Consider the following 21,460-nt stretch of genomic DNA (forward strand, 5'->3'; position numbering starts at 1 on the left):
TTATGCTCCTTGTTTCGCAGTGTTATTTTTGATGGCTTTGTGTGTCATATAAAACAATACAGATAAGTAGCTCACTAAGATGAAGGCATAAAGTAAGCCGTACATTAACAATGAAGAGATCATCACTGTCATGCCGTGAGGTGCTGCGGCATCTGCTGTTTTAAGCACGCCATACACTAACCAAGGTTGACGACCAATTTCTGTCACATACCAACCGGCAATGACAGCGATCCAGCCTGAGAATGTCATGGCCACTAAGCCTTTTAACATCCAGTTAGACACTTCTTTTTTGCGCCACAATTGGAAAGCTGCAATCCATGAAGCAAAGAGCATTAAGAAGCCAATGCCCACCATGATTCTAAAACTCCAGAAGACTTTTGCCACAGGTGGATGTTCTGCGAATGTGTTTAAACCACGGATTTCGCCATCCCATGTATGGGTTAAAATCAAGCTGCCTAAATGTGGCACCGCAAGGTCAAATTTATTTGAACGGGTCGCTTCATCAGGGAATGCAATGAGGTTTAATGCAGCGGGTGCTTCTGTTTCCCAGATGGCTTCGATGGCGGCTAATTTATCCGGTTGATGTTTTAACACCAATAAACCAGACATGTCACCCACAAAGATTTGTACAGGGATCAAAATGGCAGCCACAACCACACCTAAATGCATCGCGTGACGAGTGCCTGCAGCGCGGTCACCTTTAAGCATACGGTATGCAGAGATACCAGCAACGATGAAGGCTGCTGTTAAGCCAGAGGCCAATAACATGTGCGCTAAGCGAGTCAAGAAGCTTGGGTTGAAAATCACTTCCCACCAGCTTGTGACATGGGCAACGCCATCGATCATTTCATAACCGGCTGGGGTTTGCATCCAAGAGTTCAATGCAATGATCCAGAAAGCTGAGAACGATGTACCCACCGCCACTAAAACTGTCGCGATGTTGTGTGTACGATCAGAGACGCGGTTTTGACCAAAGAGCATCACACCTAAGAATGTGGCCTCTAAGAAGAACGCAGTCAATACTTCATAGCCCAATAACGGCCCTGCAATATTACCCACGGTTTCCATAAAGCCCGGCCAGTTTGTACCAAATTGGAAGCTCATGGTCACGCCTGTCACCACACCAATGGCGAAGCTCAACGCAAAGATTTTAACCCAGAAGTTATACGCATTTAACCAAGACTGATCTTGCGTTTTCTGATAACGTAGTTTAAAAAATAAAAGCATCCATGCCAATGCGATGTTAATGCTTGGAAAGATGATGTGAAATGTAATATTAATGGCAAATTGTATCCGTGCCAGTACGGTTGGATCTAGTTCCATTTTTGAACCTTTAATTTACAGTGGGGGAGGGCCAACATTATAGGATATTTTTATAGAATAGGGGGAGGCTTTCTATAAAAAAACTTTTATTTTGTCGTATTTTCGAACAATTTTGTAAAAATTGTGTAGATTGTTTAAGGGCTTATCCATAAAAACGGTAAAATTGATCAAGGAGACAGAATCATGAACCATATCAAAAAAGTGTTAATTTCTTTAGGCATTGTGAGCCTTGTGGCTGCGTGTGCATCGAATGATCCTTATCGTGATCGTGGCACCCGTGAAAATGTGGTGTCAGGTGCATTGATTGGGACGGCTGTGGGCGCTGGCGTGGGTGCATTGTCGAGCAAAAAACATCGTGGTCGCAATGCAGCGATTGGCGCAGGCATTGGGGCAGCGGCAGGGGCGACGACAGGTGCTGTGGCAACACAACGCACTTATTAATTGATTCATCATCATTAGAATGGAAGAACTATGAAAAAAATTGTGATGGCATTTTCGATGTCTGCATTGGTGCTGGCAGGGTGTACAACAAATCCTTACACAGGACAAGAGCAAGCCGCCGACAGTGGTGTAGGTGCCGCCATCGGTGCAATTGTGGGGGCAGGCATTGGAGCTTTATCAGATAAAGGTAAACCAGGACGCGGCGCTTTAATTGGTGCCGCAGGCGGCGCTGCAGTGGGCGGAGGCATTGGTTATTATTTGGATCAGCAGGAAGCGAAATTGCGCCAAAGCTTAGAAGGGACAGGCGTGAGCGTCACGCGTTATCCGGATCGCATTGTATTGAATATGCCGAACAGTTTAACGTTTGACACCAGCAGTTCTGTCCTTAAACCCTTTGGCGTACAAACCTTAAAAAGCGTGGCGGCTGTGTTAAAAGAGTACAACAAAACCGGCGCGCGCATTGTGGGTTATACAGATTCCACGGGCACCATGGCCATCAATCAGCGCTTATCAAATGAGCGTGCACAAAGTGTGGCCAATGCATTGGTATTGCAAGGCATCAGTGCGGCACGTTTAACCACGTATGGGGCAGGTCCTAGCGATCCGATTGCCTCAAATGCAACGCCTGAAGGGCGCGCGCAAAATCGCCGCGTAGAGATCACGTTGTATCCTTTACAATAACTATAATTAAGCGGCGCTGACATTGAGTGGGCGCCGTTTTTATTGATGCATGTGGTTTTAATGATTCTCTTCAATATAACCCAAAATTTCTCCAGCTTTAATGGCAATCCAGAGCTCGACAATATCTGCCGTTGAATTGGTGGCGCGCGTTGTAATCTCCTGAATCTTTTGCATGCGATAGACTAAAGTTTGTTTATGGATGTGCAGCTGTTTAGCGGTTTTCTCCCAAGCGCGATCATTTTCTAAAAAGACCTTTAACGTGTGCACATAGCGCGTATTTTTCTGCTGATCTTGTTGATACAGTGCCCCTAAATTGAGCTCAAAAATGCGCTCAGCATCTTGTAAATTTTTTGGCAATGTATAGCGACTATAATTTTGCTTGGCATAATGCTGCACAGGCAGAGCATCTGTGGTGTTTTTATATGCAAGCTTTGCTTCTGCAAAGGCATCGTTGATGCGTTTGATCTGTTTGATGGGATCACTGATGCCCATGTACTCAAAAAGATTGGTGAGCTTTTCAACATTGTGTGCCTCTGTCAGTAAAAACACGCGCTGCTTTTGAAAGAGGCACAAACCGCGGATGGCAAATTTAAAAAAGACTTTTTGATAATTAATGTCAGGCTTCGGTTTAGCGATGATGGCAATGCAATTATCAATGCTCACATTGTAATTTGGCAGCTTTTTCTCAATATACGCATCACTGATGCGCTCATTTAAAATGTCGTCTAAAAACTCGCTCGAGAGCAAACTGCGTTGATAGGAGTTCTCTTTACGCATCTCGATGTATAAGCTAAAGAGCAGGGTTAAGCTTTGCAATAATTCACTACTGATATTGCTATCCTCGACCACAAGGCTGATGCCGTGGGATTTTAATGGGATGATATTCAGCGTGGGGGCAGTTTTTTGGTAAATTTTTTGCGGCACATCGCTGTGCAGATCAAGGGTGGATAAAAGCTTTAAGCGCGTTTCACTCAATGGTTCAAAGCTGAACAATGTCTCTTTCGGATTGATGCTATTGACCAAATCAATGGGCATGTTTAAAAGGGCAGTGACGCGCGCGGTGAGCTCTTGCACATTGTGCTCACGAATCAACTCTTTGGAGTGCTCATATAATAATTTGACCAACTGATTGTTGATCACTTCTTTTTTGTCTTTATTGGCCTCAATGATGATTTTAGCGATCTCAATAAAGGGCACGTGATAATCAATGAATAGCACAGGGAAATCATATTGATCCGCCACTTCAATCAGCATTTTAAGGTCTTTAGGTGCACTCATGTGAGTGGAGATCATCAATCCTGCTAAATCTGCGTGGATCAACCGCATGATGTAGTCTTTTTGTTTTAAACCATTTTTTGGAATACCAAGACCGGTGGTCATGATTAAGTGGTTGGGCAATACCCATTCGCTGGGGTTTTCTAATTCTGAGGTGTGTGCCCAGACAATTTTTCGGTGGGCACCTTTGTGACCGCCCATTAATTCTATCTTCAGCTCAGGTTTATCGATTAAATCACGAATGGTGAGTTGCATGTTACGCCTTTAAAATGAATCATACGATCGTATGAATTTATCATACATTTCATTATTTTTATCTAATTGTTATGAAATGAAGAACGCAATACTATCGAATCAGTGATAAGAACTGAGTTTTGAAAGGATGGAATGGCTATAGTGATTTGAAAATATGTGAAATTTTTTATTCATAAATGTATTGTGAGACTTCAGAATAGCTACAAATGGCAAATAATAATCAAGAAGCTCATCAAAGTAACAGGGGAACGAGGAGAAAATATGAGGACTGTGAGTATGGAAGGATTAGCAAAGCCTTCAAACCAAGAGATCAGCGCAGACAGCGTTGAAGGACAGGAGACGGAGACATTAGTCACCAAAAAATTAACATTGCTAGAAGGCGTGGCCATGATTGTGGGCACGAACATTGGTGCAGGTGTATTGGCCATCCCGTATGCATCGCGCAATTCAGGCTTTTTGCCACTCTTTTTGTGGCTCATCATCATTGGCATCATCACCACGATCACGATGCTTTATGTGGCAGAATCTTCGCTTCGCACCAAAGCACACCATCAATTGAGCGGGCTTGCACGTAAATATGTGGGTAAAGTGGGTTCATGGCTCATTTTTATCTCAATTTTTGCCAATACAACGGGCGCATTGATTGCTTATATGGCGGGCAGTGGCCGATTAATGAATGTGTTGTTTGGCATTCCGAATCAGCTCGGCAGCATTTTGTTTGCCATTCCGGCGGTTGGCATTTTATATGCAGGGCTCAAAGCCATTGGTAAAGGGGAAAAATACATTAGTATTACGATGGTGGCACTCATTTTAGTGCTCTCTTTTTCCACCATTTTCAATGTGAATACAAAAATTGAACACTTGATGGAAGGGCGCTGGTCTTACATGATCCCCATCATCTATTTAGTGGTGTTCAGCTATTCTGCACAATACATTGTGCCAGAGATTGCCCGCGGCCTTGCCCATAAGCCTAAAGCGTTGCCAAAAGCCATCATGATCGGCATGGCGTGTACATTCATCTTATTGACAACTGTGGCATTGTCTGTGATTTCATTAGCTGGCATTGAAGGCGTGGATGAAATTGCCACCATCACTTGGGGTAAATATTTAGGTGCGTGGGCAGCTTTGATTGCCAACTTCTTTGCACTGTGTGCGATGCTCACCTCCTATTGGGGTTTGGCTGGCAGCTACTTTACCAACATTTTTGATCAATTTAAGTTAGGTTCAGAAACGCATAAGCTTCGTCGTTTAACTGTGCTTGCTGTGATCTGTGTGCCGCCCTTTATTTTGGCATATCGTGAAATGGTTTCATTTGGTCGTGCGCTTGAATTTGCCGGTGCAGTGGGCGGTGTGATTTTAGCCATTTTACCCATCATTATGTTGAAAAATGCTCGTAAAAACGGAGACATTCAACCCGATTGGCAGTGCAATCGTTTGATCACAAGCGTGCCTGTGCAAACGATCATCGTGACCCTTTATGTTTTTGCGGCGCTCTACGCCGTCAGTGATTTGCTCTATAACATCAATCTATTGCCAACCCCAGTAGAAGAGATGCTCGTGAGTCTTAATGTGTTCATCCCAAAATAATAACGATCGACACGACAACCATTTTATTGAATTGATTTAAATCTAAGGAGTTTCAAATGAGTACTTTACCTGAATTGCGCGAAGAATATGTGGCTCGCGGTGTCAGCACTGGCAACTTAAATGTGGCAAAAAGCGCTAAAAATTCAATCATCATCACGAAAGATGGCAAAGAGTTCATTGACTTTGCAGGCGCCATTGGCGTGATGAACGTGGGGCACAGCCATCCTAAAGTGATCGAAGCGATCAAAGCACAAGTGGAACACTTCACGCATCCTGGTTTTAACGTCATCATGTATGAAGGTTATGTGGAAGTGTGCCGCCGTTTGTGTGAAATCACCGCAGGGGATCACAAGAAAAAAGCATTGTTATTAAACTCAGGCGCGGAAGCGGTTGAAAATGCGGTGAAAATTTCTCGTAAATACACAGGCAGAAGCGGTGTTGTGGTCTTTAACCGCGCATTCCACGGTCGCACAAACTTAACGATGGGCATGACGAGTAAAGTGAAACCTTATAAAGAAGGTTTTGGTCCATTTAACTCTGATGTTTTCCAAGCACCGTTCCCATTTGTCTATGAACGTCCAAGCCGCATGACGGAAGATGAGTACATCGATGAAGTGATCGCACGTTTTAAAGAGTTCTTTAAAGGCACCGTGTGCCCAAGTATGATTGCATGTGTGGTGATGGAACCTGTACAAGGCGAAGGCGGCTTCATCATTCCACCGAAACGCTTTGTTGAGTTCGTGTATAACTTCTGTCAAGAACATGGCATTGTGTTTGTGGCCGATGAAATTCAAGCCGGTTTTTGCCGTACCGGTAAACTCTTTGCGATGGAACACTTTGGCATTGTGCCAGATTTAATGACCACGTCTAAATCCTTAGCGGCAGGCATGCCATTGAGTGCTGTGGTTGGGCGCGCTGAAATCATCAATGAACCGACAGCAGGTCAATTAGGTGGCACATTTGCCGGTAACCCGATTGCCTGTGCAGCAGCCCTTGCTGTGATGGACATTGTGGAAGAAGAGTCATTGAATGAAAAATCAGAAGCATTGGGCGCGAAGCTTGAAGCCTTCTTGGTTGAGATGCAAAAAGATTATTCATTCATTGGCGACATCCGTCGTTTAGGTGCGATGGTTGCGGCAGAGTTGACTGATCCTGCCACAGGTTTAGCGGACTCAAAACGCACGAGCATCATCACAAAATATGCGAACGACAATGGATTATTGTTATTATCAGCAGGCTTACACGGCAATGTCATTCGCTTCTTGTCACCTTTGACCATCACTGATGAAGAATTGGCTAAGGGTTTAGCGATTCTCAAAGATGCATTAGCAGAAGCGAGCAAACAGTAGGAAGGATGAATTTCAATGAATGAATTAAAGGTTTACAATCCCGCAACGGGCGATCTATTGGCGCAACTAGCAATGGACAGCACGGAGCTGATTGAAACAAAACTCAAAGCAGGGCATGATGCCTTAACGGCATGGCGCAACACTTCGGCCTATGAGCGATCGGCATTATTGACAAAATGGGCAGCGCTCATTGTGGCCAATAAAGCTGAGATTGCCAAAATCATGACGGAAGAGAATGGTAAACCATTGAAAGAATCCCTCGGTGAAGTGGACTACGCTGTGAGTTACTTAACGTGGTATGCAGAAGAGGCCAAACGCATTTATGGTCGCACCATTCCGGCAAGCTCAACGAATAAGCGCTTGATTGTCACACGCCAAGGTTTAGGTTTAGTGGCAGCGATCACGCCTTGGAACTTTCCGGCGGCGATGATGACGCGTAAAGCAGGGCCTGCATTGGCAGCCGGCTGTACGTTTATCGTCAAACCTGCGGAAGATACGCCATTGACCATGATTCGATTGGTGGAATTAGCGCATGAAGCAGGCATCCCAAAAGATGTATTGCAATGCGTGATCGGTTATGGTCATGAGGTGGGTCCTGTATTTACCGCAAGCCCATATGTGCGCAAAATCACCTTTACCGGTTCAACGCCAGTGGGTAAACGCCTCATCAGTGAGAGCGCGGCAACGGTCAAACATATGTCGATGGAGTTAGGCGGACATGCGCCGTTCATCATCTGTGAAGATGCGGACATCGATTATGTGGTTGAGCAAGCGATGGCTTCAAAATTCAGAAATGCAGGGCAAACATGCGTTTGTGCGAACCGTTTCATTGTGCATCAATCTGTGCTTGCAGAGTTCAGTGAGAAGTTTGCTAAAGCTGCCCGCGCCCTTAAAATGGGTAATGGGATGGATGAAGCCACAGACATTGGTCCACTCATCAATCAAAAAGGCTTTGATAAAGTGGTCTTTCAAATTGAGGATGCCAAAGCTAAAGGCGCCACAGTTTTAGCGGGCGGCAATAGCTTTGCTGATCACGATAAGGGCACGTATTTTGTGGAACCCACTGTGCTGAGCAATGTCACGCTTGATATGAACATCATGTCAGAAGAGACATTTGGCCCAATCGCCCCCATCATTGCTTATGAAAACTTAGAAGATGCCATTGCCATCGCCAATGGTACGCCATTTGGTTTGGCGGCTTATTTCTTCACGGATAACTATAAGCGCGGCATTTATCTACAAGATCAACTCGATTTTGGGATTATAGGCTGGAATGATGGATTGCCAAGTGCTGCTCAAGTGCCATTTGGTGGTTTTAAAGAGAGTGGACTCGGTCGTGAAGGCGGCATTGAAGGCATCGAGCCTTATTTGGAAACAAAATACCTTTCAATTGGTCAGTTGTAATTTTTTTCATTGAGTCGTACCTAGATTGATCCCACGTTGTGGGATCTTTTTTTATTTTATGGTTTAATATGCAACTTTTTTAGAATCACAAGGCATTATGATCATAAACATTCAGGCATTAAGAGCTTTTGCTGCCATTATAGTGGTGCTATTTCATGCGCATTTTGCTGTTGAACACCAAGATTTTGAATGGAGTGCATGGGACATCTTAACATTAAACGTAAGGAAATGGGGTTCATTTGGCGTGGATCTATTTTTCATTATTTCTGGCTATTTAATGTTTATGATTAACGATAAAAAACCTCGATCACCCTGTGCTTTTATGTTGAATCGTATTGAAAGAATTGTACCGATGTATTGGTTTTTAACGCTTTCACTATTTATGATTTATCATTTAATTCCCGCTTTTTTTTCAGATATGGAATATGGTTTTGGAAAATTGATCAGTTCTTTATCATTTGTGAGTATGCATTTTCATTATGACTTTCCAGCATTATATGTTGGTTGGACATTAGAGTATGAAATGACATTTTATGCATTATTTGCACTGACATTATGCATGACGATGACACAGTATAAACGATGGTGTGTATTAACATTTATCATGATTGTATGCGTTGTTTTTGGATTATATCGTTCTGTTGCATTAGAATTTATCTTAGGTGGAGCAATTTTTATAGGTATGCAATGGGGGCGTACAAAATTTTCTTGGCATCAGAAGCATGTATATTGGTTATTATTTTTATTGAGTTTTTGTTTTGTGATGATTGTCCCTAAACCTAGTGATGCATGGCGCTTTATGATATGGGGCATACCAGCAGCCATTATGTTTATATCAATATTATTGGTGCATGATTTAAAATCTAAAGTGTTGCAGCAATTAGGCAATGCATCTTATTCCATCTATCTTATGCAGGTGCCAATGTTGCCATTAGGTATTAAGGCCTTTGCGCAATGGATGCCAAATACAGATGGCTTGATTGTATTTTTAGTATTGACCATCTTATCAATTTTAGCTGGGTATATTTGTTATTGGGTAATTGAACGGCCACTTAATGCATTTTGCCAGTATCTATTGATCAAACGAGCATCATAATAAAAAAGCCCCAATTTCAATTGGGGCTTTAGCATTAACGCATCATCACATTAGTGATTGTTATAATCTGAATAAGGTGTGACAGCCATCATGTCTTGCTGAATCGGTTTAGCCGCTTCAATCACAATGGCTAAGCTCATGCGATCAAACACTTTATACACCATCACCATGCCAGCGGCTTGTCCAGGAATGCGTAAACGCTTGCTTGGATCTAATGGATCATTTTTATAAATGTCCGGTTGTTGCACCAAAAGTAAATCGCCTGGAGATAAACCTGCATCTAATCCTTTGTCTAACACCACATTCCCACCTGCAGCGACGCTTTTGAGCATGCCTGGGGTATTGACCACCTGGGCTTCAGTTTTTTGTGGGGCAGATTTAGGCTCAAAGTATAAGTTGCCAATGTTACTTGTTTGAGGCTTAGGCACCACATATTGTCCTGGCGTGATGCCGCGGTTCACTGTACTTTTGATGTAAACAGTGGAAATGCCATCTTTAACATTTTCCACAACGATTTCACCGGTTTTGATCAATTCAGTCCCGATGTCCACATCTTTTTTCTTTTTGCCTTTGCTGATGTCATCAAGCTTTAAGCCTTTATGTGTGATGCCACGCTCATATACGTTGTAAGTTTGACCCGGCTGCAAATCACCTTTAATGAAAGCTTTAAGGTTCACATGCCCCGTTAAACGGTTGTCTTCAAACGCCACCACATACGGTAAAGATTTAAGGCTTGCCGCATCGACAATTTCCATGTCCACAAATTTACCGCGTAGGTAATCATAAGAGATCACAGGTAAACCTAAATCAATGGGCACTTCGCGCATTTCAGGAGAGAGTTTAACGGTTTTAAGTCCGCCTTGCTGTTTCGCGCTGCCACCTTTGAAGTTGCGCTGATAGATAATCTTGCCATTTTTGATACTAAATTCATCACCTGGATAGATGCGATTAGGGTTCTTCACTTGAGGATTGCTTTTCCACAATTGACGCCATTCCCATGGGGCATCTGTGTACTTTTTCGCAATGCTCCATAAGGAATCTCCTGGCTGCACCACATAGTGTTGTGGGGCATCAGGTTTGAGCGTTGCCGCCATGGAAAGGGATGCGCACAACAAGCCAGTTGCAATGAGCAGGCGCTTTATATTCATAAATTATCCTTATTAATATTAATGCAAACAAAAATTTGATAAGATTATCTGAATTTTTTGAGCGTTTAGCAAGCCACCTGACCAAATTTAAGGCGAGCGGTGAGCGCTTCAAATCAGCGGTTTTTTTATTTTTTGATATGAATGGGTAGTTTTTAATCAATGTCTAAACTTGATGTAATTTATGTGCCACATGAGACGCTGCGTCAAACCGCAAGCGTTGTTACCACTTTTGATAAGGATTTGTATGAGTTAGCTAACGGAATGTTAGAGACCATGTATGAGAATAATGGCATCGGCTTAGCGGCCAATCAGGTCAATGATCTGCGTCGCATTTTTGTCACCGACTGTACAGAAGAAAAGAACGATCCTATGATCTACATCAATCCTGAGATCATTTGGGAATCTGAGGATGTGGCAGAATCAGAAGAGGGCTGTTTATCCTTGCCAAGCATTTACAGTGGCCCAATTGAGCGTCCATTTGCCGTTAAAATCCGCGCACAAGACATTCACGGCGATTTCTTTGAGCGCGAAGCTGAAGATCTATTAGCCCGCTGTATGCAACATGAATTAGACCATTTAAATGGCATCTTATTCATTGACTATTTATCTCGCTTGAAACGTGAACGCGCATTGAAAAAACTCGAAAAATATCTCAAAGATATGGAGAAAAAGCGATAATGACAGCACCGAACGCAACAAGAGTGATCTTTGCGGGCACGCCAGAATTTTCAACTGGCACACTGCAAGCTTTAATCGATGCAGGTTACAATGTGGTTGCGGCATATACGCAGCCTGATCGCCCGAAAGGTCGTGGGAAAAAATTGGCAAAAAGCCCCGTTAAAGAGTTGGCAGAAAGCCACAATATTCCTGTGTATCAGCCATTGAGCCTTCGTCAAGAAGAGGCGCAAGCAGAACTTGCCGCCCTCAATGCCGATGTGATGATTGTGGTGGCGTATGGTTTGATTTTGCCAGAAGCTGTGCTATCGACACCGAAAAAGGGCTGCATTAATATTCATGCCTCTTTATTGCCAAGATGGCGCGGTGCTGCGCCCATTCAGCGCTGCATTGAAGCGGGTGATGCTGAAACGGGCATTGCCATTATGCAGATGGATAAAGGCTTAGATACTGGCGCCGTATGGCGTGAGGCAAAAGTTGCCATCACAGAAACCATGACCGCGGGTCAATTGCATGATGCATTGAAAAGTGTTGGTGCAAATCTTCTCATTGAAACATTGCCAACGATTTTAGCAGGCGATGCTCAACCGGTGGCGCAACCTGAGGCTGGCGTGACTTATGCAGAAAAATTGACGAAAGAAGAGGCGAAAATCATTTGGTCAGAGCCTTCTGAGATCATTGATCGTAAAGTGCGTGCCTTTAATCCTGTGCCTTCTGCCCACACTTCGTGGCAAGGTCAGTTATTAAAAATTTGGCAAACGCGTTTGACAGATCAAGCAAGCACTCGTGCACCTGGAACATTAGAAGTGCGTGAGGGCGCTTTGTTTGTTCACACGGGCAGCACACAACTAGAAATCATCGAACTACAACTTGCGGGCAAAAAAGCAATGCTTGCACGTGACTTTATCAAAGGCACGTCACTTCATTTAGAGGAACTAATTTAAATGACAACCGATACCACTCTAAATGGCGTAAAAGTTAGCTACAAGCCAAAATCAGAGAAAAAAGCTGAACCAAAAAAAAGTCGTGATTTTTCTCGCGATGGACAAAAACGTGTGCATTATGGCAAAGGGCAGTCAAAGCCTTCTCGCCCATCGCGCACCCATAAGTCACGCACGCAATCTGCAGCGCCAGATAAAAATTACAGCCCCATGAGCCATTTGCTTAAAGATCCGCGTTATTGCGCCATTGATATTTTGCACAAAGTGGAAAAAGGGCAATCGTTGTCTGAATTGCTCGCCACAGAAATGCGTGAGCTCAATGACAGTAATCAGCGTTTTGTGCAGCATTTGGTGTACGGTGCATTGCGTCACTTTGATGTGTTGAGTTTTCAATTGACGCACTATTTACAAAAGCCCATTAAATCCACAGAGCGCCAAGTTTACTTAGCGTTATTGTTAGCCATGTATGAAATCACAGAGATGAACACCGCTGAATACGCAGCTGTGAACAACTGGGTGGCATTGATCCGCGCGATGAATAAAGAGTGGGCAGTGGGCTTAACGAATGGCATTTTGCGTAAAGTGTTGCGTGAAGGTTTGCAACCATTGCCGAAAAATACTGCCAAAGTCTCGTTACCTAAATGGTTGTCTGAAAGTTTAATTAGCCATTGGGGCGTTGAGAAAGCATGCGCAATTGCAGAGCAATTCATGCAGCATCCACCGATGACCATTCGCGTCAATCCTTTACAATCGACGCGTGATGCTTATTCAGCATTGTTAGACGATGCTGGCGTTGATCATCAAGTGCATGCCCATTCTGATTCTGCCATTGTCTTGACTGAAGCGGTACCGGTGTCTGTGTTGCCACATTTTGATGAAGGCATGAGCTCTGTGCAAGATGCAAGTGCGCAACTTGCAGCGGTATTGATCAATCCGCAAAATGATGATGTGATTGTCGATGCCTGTGCAGCGCCGGGCGGTAAAACGGTGGCAATGCTTGAACGCAATCCTGAATTGACGAAAATTTACGCCATTGACAGCGTGAGCAACCGTTTAAAACGTGTGCAAGAAAACGTTACGCGCGTGTTTCAAGATGAATTGGCAGATAAAGTGGTGTTATCCGCGAACCATTTTGAAAACTTCACAGCCGATGAAGCGGTGGATGCCATTTTATTAGATGTGCCATGTTCAGCAACGGGCATCATTCACCGTCATCCGGACATTAAACGCTTGCGTCAGCCAACAGACATTGCCGTGCTTGCTCAAACACAAGCGGATTTATTAGATCATGCTTGGTCAATGCTTAAAGTGGGCGGTCGTTTGTTGTATTCCACATGTTCGATTTTAAAAGAAGAGAACGAAGGGCAGATGCAAGCCTTCTTTGCCGCCCACAGTGATGCCAAAGAGTGTGAATTGTCCTTACCTTTTGCAGAGCGTGAAGCGTATGGCTATCAGATTTTGCCTGTATTCTCTGAGCAAGCGGAAAAAATGGATGGCTTTTATTACTGTTTAATCGAAAAGATTGATGGCTAAACGCATCGGATGGTTGATCGTATTGTTAAGCTCATGGTTATCCATGAGCTTTGCGAATGAGTTTATGATTTCTTCGGTATTCGTGAAAAACGGGCGCGAGGAGAACAGTTATAAAATCGCCATCGATGCCACCATCGAAATGAGTAAAGACCAAATACAGATGCTCGAAAATGGCATTCCCCTCACGTTTACCTACACTTTTGTGGTGGAGGAAAAAGTGGGGCTTGTTTGGTTAGAAGGGGACAATCCGCCCAAAAATTACAGCTTTGTCATCGCCTATAACGCATTAACGCGGCAATATGTGGTGCATGCAGAGCAGAGTAAAAAATATGAGAATTTCCCCACATTAACATTAGCGCTCGCATACATTGCTGAGCCTAAAAATTTTCGCATTAAAATTGCCCATCGAAAGGCAGACAAGATTTATCGTGGTGGCGTGCGCTTAAAACTCAACATTGATGAGTTGCCAACGCCGCTACGCATCCCGGCATATTTGTCGAGTGATTGGAATTTAGATACAGGTTGGAAGTATTGGGAGTTTGCTAAATGGTAAGAAGAACAAAAAAAGAGAGCATCATCCCTCTATTCATCTTATCGATGTTGTTGGTGATCATCTTAGGGATGATGAGCCAATCGTTAGAATCTGTGTCAAAGTACTCAGATAACTTTATTTGGTTATTGGCAGCCGGCGGCATCTGCTTTTTGCTCCTGATTTTCTTTGTGGGGCATTACTTGGTGAAACTTGTGCGCATTTATCGCAAAGGTTACATCGGTTCGCGCTTAAATGTGCGCATGATGCTGTTTTTCTCTGGGATTTCGCTGTTGCCCTTGGCGATTTTGCTCTATTTCTCCATTACGATGGTGTATAAGGGCATTGACAGCTGGTTTGATGCCTCGCTAGATAAAGGCTTTGAGGATGCTTTGGCGTTGTCGCGCTCCTCGTTAGACATTCGCCGTGTGGATGCTTTAAATTTGACGCAATCCACAGGTGAGCGCTTAATGACATTGCCCTTTACGGATTTGAGTTTTTACATCGAAAATGTGCGCGAAAACATCAATGCGATGGAGCTTTCCGTCTTTGATGGTCATGGCAATGTGGTGGCCTTTGCCTCCAGTGACTTTGATAAAGTGATGCCAGAGCGCCCGAATGATGTGATTCTCATGAGTGTGGCGCAAGGCATGGAGTATGTGGTGCTAGAACAAGTCTCTGACTCGCAATTGCGCGTGCGCGTGGTGACTAAAATTGCAGAAAATTTGCCCTATATTTTGCAAGCCTTTTATGAAATTCCGGATAAATACACAGAGTTGGCAAACTCCACAAAAAATTCTGTGGAATATTATAAGCAGTTTAAATCCTTAAGGGCACCCTTAAAAATGAACCTATTGGTGATTTTAGGGCTCGTGGCGTTGTTGTCGATTTTATTGGCGCTTGGGGGTTCATTTTTTGCCTCTCGCCGTTTGGTCAATCCGATTCGTGATCTCTCCATTGCCACAAAAGCGGTGGCAGAAGGTGATTTAGAGCGCAAAATTAAAGTCAAATCTCGTGATGAAATTGGCTTTTTAACGTCATCTTTTAATGAAATGACGCAAAAACTCAAGCATGCCCATGAAGTGGCGCAAAAGTCCCAAGGTTTGTTAGAAGCTGAGCGTGCTCATTTAGCCTCCCTGTTAGAAAAGCTCTCGAGCGGCGTTTTAGTGATCGATGAGCTTGGTAAAGTGCGCGTGTTTAATAATGCGGCATTGACCATTTTAGGGGTGATGGAAGAGGATTTAGACCATTTAACCCTAGCATCGTTAAAAGATGCGCCAGAAGCATTAAGAAGCTTCATTGTGCCGCTCTTTGAGCATCTAAAAAACACCACTGAAAAAGAGTGGCGTACGGAGATCAGTCGTTATCACAATGGTTCACAGCAGATTTTATCGGTGCGCGGTTCAGAAGAGAATGATCAAATTGGTTTAAAAGGCGGTAAAATTGTGGTGTTTGATGACATCACCCAACTCATCAGCGGTGAACGTGAATCGGCTTGGAGTGAAGTGGCGCGCCGTTTAGCCCACGAGATCAAAAACCCATTGACGCCAATTCAGCTCTCGGCTGAGCGCATGAAGCTGCGTTTTTCTGAAAAAATGGTGGATAAAGATAAAGAGATCATCGATAAATCCACAGAAACCATCATCGCGCAGGTTAAAGCGCTTAAAACCATGGTGGATGATTTCAGTCAATATGCGAAAAGCTCACAGCAGCAGTTGGTGGAGCTTGATTTGAAAAAGCTCGTCAAAGAGGTGATGTATCTTTATCAGGATTATCCGGCGGCGCTTGAGATTCGCACGATGCTGACGGACGCGCCTGCTTATATTCTTGGCGACAGCTTGCGTTTGCGTCAGTTATTGCATAACTTAGTGAAAAATGCCATTGAAGCCTGCCCAGATCAAACGGGGGAGATTGATGTCTCCTTAACGAGTGATGATGATTGGGTGGTGCTGAAAATTAAAGATACCGGCATTGGTTTTGATCAGGATCAGATGGCGAAGATTTTTGAGCCATATGTCACCACAAAATCAAAGGGAACAGGATTGGGGCTTGCCATTGTCAAAAAGATCATTGAAGAGCATCATGGTAAGATCGCCATCTATTCAGAAGGTAAAATGATGGGGGCTGAAGTTGTGATTCAGCTGCCGAAAATAGTGAAATAGTCAAAAAGGATTTAGGATGTCTGAACAAAAAGTCAATCAACAGTGGGGCGGTCGTTTTTCAGAAAGCACAGATGCATTTGTGCAAGCATTTACGGCATCGGTACAATTTGATCAACGCATGTATAAAGAAGACATTGCCGGCTCAAAAGCCCATGCAGAGATGTTGCATCGCCAAAACATCTTATCAAAAAAAGATTTTGATTTGATCATCAAAGGTTTAAATGAAGTGCAAGCCGCGATTGAAGCAGGTACATTTGAATGGTCAGTTGCCCTTGAAGATGTGCACATGAACATTGAATCTGCCTTGACTGGCAAAATTGGCATTGCGGGTAAGCGTTTGCATACAGGGCGTTCACGCAATGATCAGGTGGCGACGGACATTCGCTTATGGCTTCGCAACACGTTAGATTTAATCGATGCAGAGTTAAAACGTTTACAGTTGGGCATTTTAGATTTAGCGGCGCGTGAATATGACACCATCATGCCGGGCTTTACCCATTTACAAGTGGCGCAACCGATCACTTTTGGACATCATTTGATGGCGTGGTTTGAAATGATCAAGCGCGACCGTTCACGTTTTGCCGATTGCCGTGCACGCATGAACTATTCACCGCTTGGCGCTGCAGCATTAGCGGGCACAACGTATCCGATTGATCGCCACATTTCGGCTGAGTTATTGGGCTTTGATGCACCGACAGAAAACTCATTAGATTCCGTATCTGATCGTGACTTTGCCATTGAGTTTGCAAGTAGCGCAAGCATCATGATGATGCATTTATCGCGTTTTTCTGAAGAGTTGGTGTTGTGGTCAACGCCTGCTTTTGATTTCATTGATTTACCCGATCGCTTCTGTACGGGTTCATCGATCATGCCGCAAAAGAAAAATCCGGATGTACCTGAATTGGTGCGCGGTAAATCAGGGCGCGTGTTTGGTCATTTGATGGGTTTACTCACATTGATGAAAAGTCAGCCATTGGCGTACAACAAAGACAATCAAGAGGATAAAGAGCCCATTTTTGACATTGCAGATACTGTATTGGGTTCTGTGCGTGCATTTGCGGATATGGTGCCTGCCATCATCGCGAAAAAAGAGAACATGTATTTGCGCACAAAATTGGGTTTCTCAACGGCAACGGATTTAGCTGATTACTTAGTGCGTAAAGGCATGCCCTTTAGAGATGCGCATGAAGTGGTGGGTAAAGCTGTGAAATTGGGCGTGGACACGGCGCGTGATCTCTCTGAAATGAGTTTAGATGAGTTGCGCAGTTTTTCTGACTTAATCGATGCGGATGTGTTTGAGTGCTTAACTCTTGAGGGCTCTGTCAATGCACGCAATCACTTTGGCGGCACTGCGCCAAATCAAGTGAAGGCTGCCATTGAGCGCGCTAAGGCTGTGATTTAGTCATCCACCAATAGTGATGTGAGGCTGCCATCTTGACATGATGGCGGCCTTTTTTAATGTTGATCATAATTGCGCCATCATAGGCATTGTGGATATTTAAAGGTGAATGATTCTTATGCACTGTTTTTGTGGAAGCAATGAGCGTTGCATCCCAATGGTTCGGAATGACCAATTGACCGGATCGTCCTTTATTGGGCATCAATAAAATATCCGGCGCAGGCAGTTTTGTTAAGGCTTGCCATTCGCGCGGTGTCATCATATTTGACAATAACCAAATGCGCTGATCATCGAGTGTCACCTCAAAAGCGCAACTTGTGTGAACGGGTAAGGGCATAATGGAGAGATGATTGCCATTATAATGATAATCCTGACAGGCTGTGGCATCCTCCATGAGTGGCATTAAACTTTGATGGGCAATGACAGGCGCATCAGGAAATTGCCGGCGAATGGTTTTTGTGCCGCCAATGTGTTGCTGATTGCGTAGGCTTAAAATGATGCCATCTAAGTGTTCAATGCCAAGTGAATTGAGGGTGGGCAATATGGTGCTTTTTGCGGCTTCAAAACCTCTAAAATAAGGGCCCGTATCATAAAGAACCGTTTGTTCATCGCTCTCTAATAAGACCGATAAGCCTTCACCCACAGGAAAAATATAGAGCCGATTGTGAGGGCTTGGGAAGTTGATCCCACAGAGGCAACTCATAGCGATCAGCCCCGCGATTCCTTTAACCTTCCAACCATAACGAGTGAGTAACATTAAAGCACACACAGTGAGCACAATCGCCCATATCATCGGAATGTGTGGCACGGTGATGTGGCTATAAGGAATGTCATTCATCACTTTTAAAAATTGTAGTAAATGGGTGAGCCCCCAATCACTTAACTGTAAGAAAAAGTCTGCAATGCTTGGGAAGATGGGCAGCAGCACAACGCCCATCAATAAGGGCGGCAAAATACAGAGCGTCGTCCATGGGATGGCCAATAAATTGGTCAGGGGACTGATGAGGGAAATTTCATTGAAAAAGCTTGCCACAATTGGCATGGCCAATAGACTGATGATCAATTGTGTGAGCAATAACATCACAATAAAGGGCAACTTAAAGCGGCTGAGTAACATTAAAATGAGTACGGCAGTAAACGAAAGCCAAAGCCCAACTGTCAATACAGAAAATGGCGCGAGGATTAAGACAATCAGTAATGCAGTCGCAAGGCCTGATAGGTTAAAGATGGGGTAGCGCCAGAGGAGTGTCAGCATAAAGATCGCAAACATAATGAGGGCGCGCTCTGTCGGTAAGCTCATGCCAGCTAATAAGGCATAGCCAAAAGCGATGAGAAGGCTGAATACCGCAGCGATTTGATAAGGTGCAGGACGCGTAATCATGCCAAGGCCAAAAAGTGTTCTGAGCATCACAAAACACCACAGCGCCACAAATGTTAAGTGTAATCCTGAAATGGAGACCAAATGAATGGTGCCAGTTTGCCGAAGGAGCGACCAGGTATCTTGTGGGATCTTTTGCGTCATTCCAACGGTGAGCGCTGCCATTAAATCCCCATTTTGATAATGGTGCGCCGTGAGTTCATCTGCAATGTGTGTACGCAATGTCGTGATGGCATCACTGGGTTGAACTTCTGTCAGTTGTGCATGATTCGCTAAATTTGCTGTGGCAATGCGGTTTTTTGATAAATGTTGTAAGCGCTGCGGTAGGGTGTGAAAGGATGCTTTGGCGCGATTAGGTTTGAGCATCAATTGTGCTTCGTAAATGGCAGAGAGTGCAATCGGTTGCGTCTTTGGTACATTATATAAACGAAACGCGAGATTTTTAAAGGCAGCCGGTTCAATTATACGTGCTTCTAACGCATGGCTTTCAGGATAATATGCCGTGACTTGAAATTGATAAGTGTCTTGATGAGGGAGGCTAGAAAAGGCCGATTGATAATGGAGCAGTTTGGGGATGGCAAGGAGGCTTGCAAGCAGTAAACCTGTGAGGATGAGGCATAAATTCAAACGATATTTGGCAAGAAAAACCGCAAGGATGGCCAATAGAATGGTGAGGCAAAGCAGAGAGAGGATCAGTGTTGTGAAGCTTAAAGGAAAGAAGATGATGGCGACTAAACTGAACAAGGTGGTTAAGGATAGTGCAATCATCTTCAAGCCTCTTGAGTTATTGCGCCGCCTTGTTGATGGCGCGAATGGTGCGTAAAATCGCTAGGCGCTCTGGTTTAGAGAGCAAACAGCGGGACAAGCGTTTGTCCATCAAATAAGGTTTGAGTGGACCTTTGTCTTTTTTATCCACACATAATGCCAATGCGTATTGACGGGCAGGATCATCGGTTTTAACGATGAGGGGACCCGTTTCACCAGGGAATTCTGCATTGATCACTTGCGTGGTGCCCACAGGCCAACGATAACTGACTTTTGTCATCACACTGCCACGCAAACTTTTACCCGAATAGATGTTTTGGATGGGCACAAGCACCGGCACCACTTTTTTATCTTTAATGGAGTAAAGATATTTGAGTTTTTTGAGGTTAAACAGTGCAAAGACGATTAAAAACGCCACCGCTAAAACAGAGAGCGCCACAAAGCGCACAGCAATTGCACCGCTGAACATAAACACGCCGATGATGCCAAGCATCAACGCCACTAAACAGACCAAGCTATAAAAGCGTACTGAACGACCAATGCTGATGTGTAAGCGGCGGTCTGGAAAGCTCGCTTTGATCATTTCATTACATTTACCGATATCATAAGCCATATTTTATCCTTTGTTAGACTATTATACTTTAACTTAGTACCGTCATATTTTAACCTATTTATTGGCAATTTTTTATGCCCCTTGCAAAATATATTGTATAAAGCGCTCTGGCTGTTCCTCGGGCATGAGATGGTCGCACTCTGGCAATGAACCTGAGCCTGTCAGGAGGCATGCTTTAGGGAGATGATCCATCAAGGCTTTTGAGGCTAAACGAAAAATGACTCGGGAATGTTCCCCCCAACAGATGCGCACTGGTACAGGAAAAGTGCTCAATGTCTCTGGATGAATTGGTTCGGGCTCGGCTTGTGTCAATAAACGCGAGACGGTATGAGCATTGTCTAATTTAATGGCTTGAATGCGTGGCGATTGATCCTGTAACTTGAGGTGATGCGCGCTGCATGATTGGACAAAGGCATCGACAGCATCTGTCGGATGTTGACTGCGCAGTGCTTTGATGACAGGCGACATCATTTTGTGTAGATCACGGCTGAAAGCTTTAAGGGCAGCTGCATCCTCTTCTAAGCCATAACTTGGCACAATGCAATCATATAAATAGAGAGCTTTAAATAGATGCGGTGCTTTCAGGGCGGCAAGGAGGGCGACATGACAACTGTATGACCACGCCACAAGGGTGACAGGTTGCGTAAAGTTCTGCGCGCAATGTTCAATCAATTGATCACTATGGATGCGGGTATTGAAATGCGCAGCGTCAATGTTCGCGCCATCTATGCCGGCGCCAGATAATGTATGGGTGAATACAGACCCATCGAGATGGGCATTTTGTATGGGCTCAAAGGTGCGCTCATCACCTAAAATGCCATGGAGCAGTAAAAAGGGTGAATCCATAGATGGTAAAGGCATAATCAACTCTCTTTTTGTGAACTTGAAAATTATATATGGGTTTAC

18 protein-coding genes are annotated in these 21,460 nt (G+C 44.1%); 12 read left to right on the plus strand and 6 right to left on the minus strand.

What is annotated here, in order from left to right:
• A complete protein-coding gene (locus B143_RS0102120) occupies positions 1–1,323 on the minus strand; it encodes a cytochrome ubiquinol oxidase subunit I (RefSeq protein WP_008314852.1) in 1,323 nt (440 codons plus the stop codon).
• A 183-nt stretch (positions 1,324–1,506) separates the two neighbouring features.
• Here B143_RS0102120 and B143_RS0102125 point away from each other — a divergent pair, with 183 nt between their 5' ends.
• Both B143_RS0102125 and B143_RS0102130 read left to right on the plus strand, forming a co-directional pair.
• Positions 1,507–1,764 (plus strand): YMGG-like glycine zipper-containing protein, encoded by a 258-nt coding sequence (locus B143_RS0102125; RefSeq protein ID WP_018121998.1) that lies wholly within the window; start codon positions 1,507–1,509, stop codon positions 1,762–1,764.
• Between the two features lie 30 nt (positions 1,765–1,794).
• On the plus strand, positions 1,795–2,445 hold the full coding sequence (locus tag B143_RS0102130) for a YiaD family glycine zipper/OmpA-like lipoprotein (RefSeq protein WP_018121999.1): 651 nt from the start codon (positions 1,795–1,797) through the stop codon (positions 2,443–2,445).
• 57 nt (positions 2,446–2,502) lie between these two features.
• Here the strand turns inward: B143_RS0102130 and B143_RS0102135 are convergent, their stop codons facing one another.
• The gene (locus tag B143_RS0102135; RefSeq protein WP_018122000.1) at positions 2,503–3,975 is read right to left on the minus strand and encodes a PucR family transcriptional regulator; all 1,473 of its coding nucleotides are present in this window, start codon (positions 3,973–3,975) and stop codon (positions 2,503–2,505) included.
• A 276-nt stretch (positions 3,976–4,251) separates the two neighbouring features.
• On the opposite strand from B143_RS0102135, the gene B143_RS09665 reads away from it, so the two are divergent.
• The 4 genes from B143_RS09665 to B143_RS0102155 all read left to right on the plus strand — a co-directional run bounded on the left by B143_RS09665 (position 4,252) and on the right by B143_RS0102155 (position 9,411).
• Complete coding sequence (locus B143_RS09665; protein ID WP_018122001.1) at positions 4,252–5,562, plus strand: aromatic amino acid transport family protein; 1,311 nt, start codon at positions 4,252–4,254, stop codon at positions 5,560–5,562.
• A gap of 56 nt (positions 5,563–5,618) precedes the next feature.
• Positions 5,619–6,911, plus strand: a complete 1,293-nt coding sequence (gabT, locus tag B143_RS0102145; protein ID WP_018122002.1) for a 4-aminobutyrate--2-oxoglutarate transaminase — start codon at positions 5,619–5,621, stop codon at positions 6,909–6,911.
• 15 nt (positions 6,912–6,926) lie between these two features.
• On the plus strand, positions 6,927–8,315 hold the full coding sequence (locus tag B143_RS0102150) for an NAD-dependent succinate-semialdehyde dehydrogenase (protein WP_018122003.1): 1,389 nt from the start codon (positions 6,927–6,929) through the stop codon (positions 8,313–8,315).
• Positions 8,316–8,412: 97 nt separating this feature from the next.
• Complete coding sequence (locus B143_RS0102155) at positions 8,413–9,411, plus strand: acyltransferase family protein (protein ID WP_018122004.1); 999 nt, start codon at positions 8,413–8,415, stop codon at positions 9,409–9,411.
• A gap of 50 nt (positions 9,412–9,461) precedes the next feature.
• Here the strand turns inward: B143_RS0102155 and B143_RS0102160 are convergent, their stop codons facing one another.
• Positions 9,462–10,559: a LysM peptidoglycan-binding domain-containing protein gene (locus B143_RS0102160; RefSeq protein WP_018122005.1), complete on the minus strand. Its 1,098-nt coding sequence runs from the start codon at positions 10,557–10,559 to the stop codon at positions 9,462–9,464.
• A 159-nt stretch (positions 10,560–10,718) separates the two neighbouring features.
• Between B143_RS0102160 and def the strand changes: the two genes are divergently transcribed.
• The 6 genes from def to argH are packed head-to-tail and all read left to right on the plus strand — an operon-like array spanning position 10,719 to position 17,801.
• Positions 10,719–11,237, plus strand: a complete 519-nt coding sequence (def, locus tag B143_RS0102165; protein ID WP_008314837.1) for a peptide deformylase — start codon at positions 10,719–10,721, stop codon at positions 11,235–11,237.
• Entirely contained in the window at positions 11,237–12,178 is a 942-nt protein-coding gene (fmt, locus tag B143_RS0102170) for a methionyl-tRNA formyltransferase (protein ID WP_008314834.1), read from the plus strand. Before def ends, fmt begins: the two co-directional genes overlap by 1 nt.
• Positions 12,179–13,708, plus strand: a complete 1,530-nt coding sequence (gene rsmB / locus B143_RS0102175; RefSeq protein WP_018122006.1) for a 16S rRNA (cytosine(967)-C(5))-methyltransferase RsmB — start codon at positions 12,179–12,181, stop codon at positions 13,706–13,708. It abuts the gene before it with no gap.
• The gene (locus B143_RS0102180) at positions 13,701–14,261 is read left to right on the plus strand and encodes a DUF4390 domain-containing protein (protein ID WP_018122007.1); all 561 of its coding nucleotides are present in this window, start codon (positions 13,701–13,703) and stop codon (positions 14,259–14,261) included. Before rsmB ends, B143_RS0102180 begins: the two co-directional genes overlap by 8 nt.
• Complete coding sequence (locus B143_RS0102185; protein WP_008314829.1) at positions 14,255–16,399, plus strand: sensor histidine kinase; 2,145 nt, start codon at positions 14,255–14,257, stop codon at positions 16,397–16,399. Before B143_RS0102180 ends, B143_RS0102185 begins: the two co-directional genes overlap by 7 nt.
• A 16-nt stretch (positions 16,400–16,415) precedes the next feature.
• Positions 16,416–17,801 (plus strand): argininosuccinate lyase, encoded by a 1,386-nt coding sequence (gene argH, locus B143_RS0102190; protein WP_018122009.1) that lies wholly within the window; start codon positions 16,416–16,418, stop codon positions 17,799–17,801.
• Here the strand turns inward: argH and B143_RS0102195 are convergent.
• The 3 genes from B143_RS0102195 to B143_RS0102205 all read right to left on the minus strand — a co-directional run bounded on the left by B143_RS0102195 (position 17,785) and on the right by B143_RS0102205 (position 21,415).
• Complete coding sequence (locus B143_RS0102195; protein ID WP_018122010.1) at positions 17,785–19,944, minus strand: DNA internalization-related competence protein ComEC/Rec2; 2,160 nt, start codon at positions 19,942–19,944, stop codon at positions 17,785–17,787. The two genes, argH and B143_RS0102195, sit on opposite strands and share 17 nt — an antisense overlap.
• A gap of 16 nt (positions 19,945–19,960) precedes the next feature.
• Entirely contained in the window at positions 19,961–20,554 is a 594-nt protein-coding gene (locus tag B143_RS0102200; protein WP_008314823.1) for a hypothetical protein, read from the minus strand.
• Between the two features lie 72 nt (positions 20,555–20,626).
• On the minus strand, positions 20,627–21,415 hold the full coding sequence (locus B143_RS0102205) for an alpha/beta fold hydrolase (protein ID WP_018122011.1): 789 nt from the start codon (positions 21,413–21,415) through the stop codon (positions 20,627–20,629).
• Between the last annotated feature and the right edge of the window lie 45 nt (positions 21,416–21,460).

The organism is Wohlfahrtiimonas chitiniclastica DSM 18708 (assembly GCF_000375345.1).
Lineage (GTDB): Bacteria > Pseudomonadota > Gammaproteobacteria > Cardiobacteriales > Wohlfahrtiimonadaceae > Wohlfahrtiimonas > Wohlfahrtiimonas chitiniclastica.

Bases quoted from the DNA above. Each gene is read 5' to 3' on its own strand.
- B143_RS0102155 (WP_018122004.1), top strand. From the start codon at position 8,413: ATGATCATAAACATTCAGGCATTAAGAGCTTTTGCTGCCATTATAGTG.
- B143_RS0102160 (WP_018122005.1), bottom strand. From the start codon at position 10,559: ATGAATATAAAGCGCCTGCTCATTGCAACTGGCTTGTTGTGCGCATCC.
- B143_RS0102180 (WP_018122007.1), top strand. From the start codon at position 13,701: ATGGCTAAACGCATCGGATGGTTGATCGTATTGTTAAGCTCATGGTTA.
- B143_RS0102200 (WP_008314823.1), bottom strand. From the start codon at position 20,554: ATGGCTTATGATATCGGTAAATGTAATGAAATGATCAAAGCGAGCTTT.
- B143_RS0102130 (WP_018121999.1), top strand. From the start codon at position 1,795: ATGAAAAAAATTGTGATGGCATTTTCGATGTCTGCATTGGTGCTGGCA.
- def (WP_008314837.1), top strand. From the start codon at position 10,719: ATGTCTAAACTTGATGTAATTTATGTGCCACATGAGACGCTGCGTCAA.
- B143_RS09665 (WP_018122001.1), top strand. From the start codon at position 4,252: ATGGAAGGATTAGCAAAGCCTTCAAACCAAGAGATCAGCGCAGACAGC.
- argH (WP_018122009.1), top strand. From the start codon at position 16,416: ATGTCTGAACAAAAAGTCAATCAACAGTGGGGCGGTCGTTTTTCAGAA.
- B143_RS0102205 (WP_018122011.1), bottom strand. From the start codon at position 21,415: ATGCCTTTACCATCTATGGATTCACCCTTTTTACTGCTCCATGGCATT.
- gabT (WP_018122002.1), top strand. From the start codon at position 5,619: ATGAGTACTTTACCTGAATTGCGCGAAGAATATGTGGCTCGCGGTGTC.
- B143_RS0102185 (WP_008314829.1), top strand. From the start codon at position 14,255: ATGGTAAGAAGAACAAAAAAAGAGAGCATCATCCCTCTATTCATCTTA.
- B143_RS0102135 (WP_018122000.1), bottom strand. From the start codon at position 3,975: ATGCAACTCACCATTCGTGATTTAATCGATAAACCTGAGCTGAAGATA.
- B143_RS0102125 (WP_018121998.1), top strand. From the start codon at position 1,507: ATGAACCATATCAAAAAAGTGTTAATTTCTTTAGGCATTGTGAGCCTT.
- B143_RS0102195 (WP_018122010.1), bottom strand. From the start codon at position 19,944: ATGATTGCACTATCCTTAACCACCTTGTTCAGTTTAGTCGCCATCATC.
- rsmB (WP_018122006.1), top strand. From the start codon at position 12,179: ATGACAACCGATACCACTCTAAATGGCGTAAAAGTTAGCTACAAGCCA.
- fmt (WP_008314834.1), top strand. From the start codon at position 11,237: ATGACAGCACCGAACGCAACAAGAGTGATCTTTGCGGGCACGCCAGAA.
- B143_RS0102150 (WP_018122003.1), top strand. From the start codon at position 6,927: ATGAATGAATTAAAGGTTTACAATCCCGCAACGGGCGATCTATTGGCG.
- B143_RS0102120 (WP_008314852.1), bottom strand. From the start codon at position 1,323: ATGGAACTAGATCCAACCGTACTGGCACGGATACAATTTGCCATTAAT.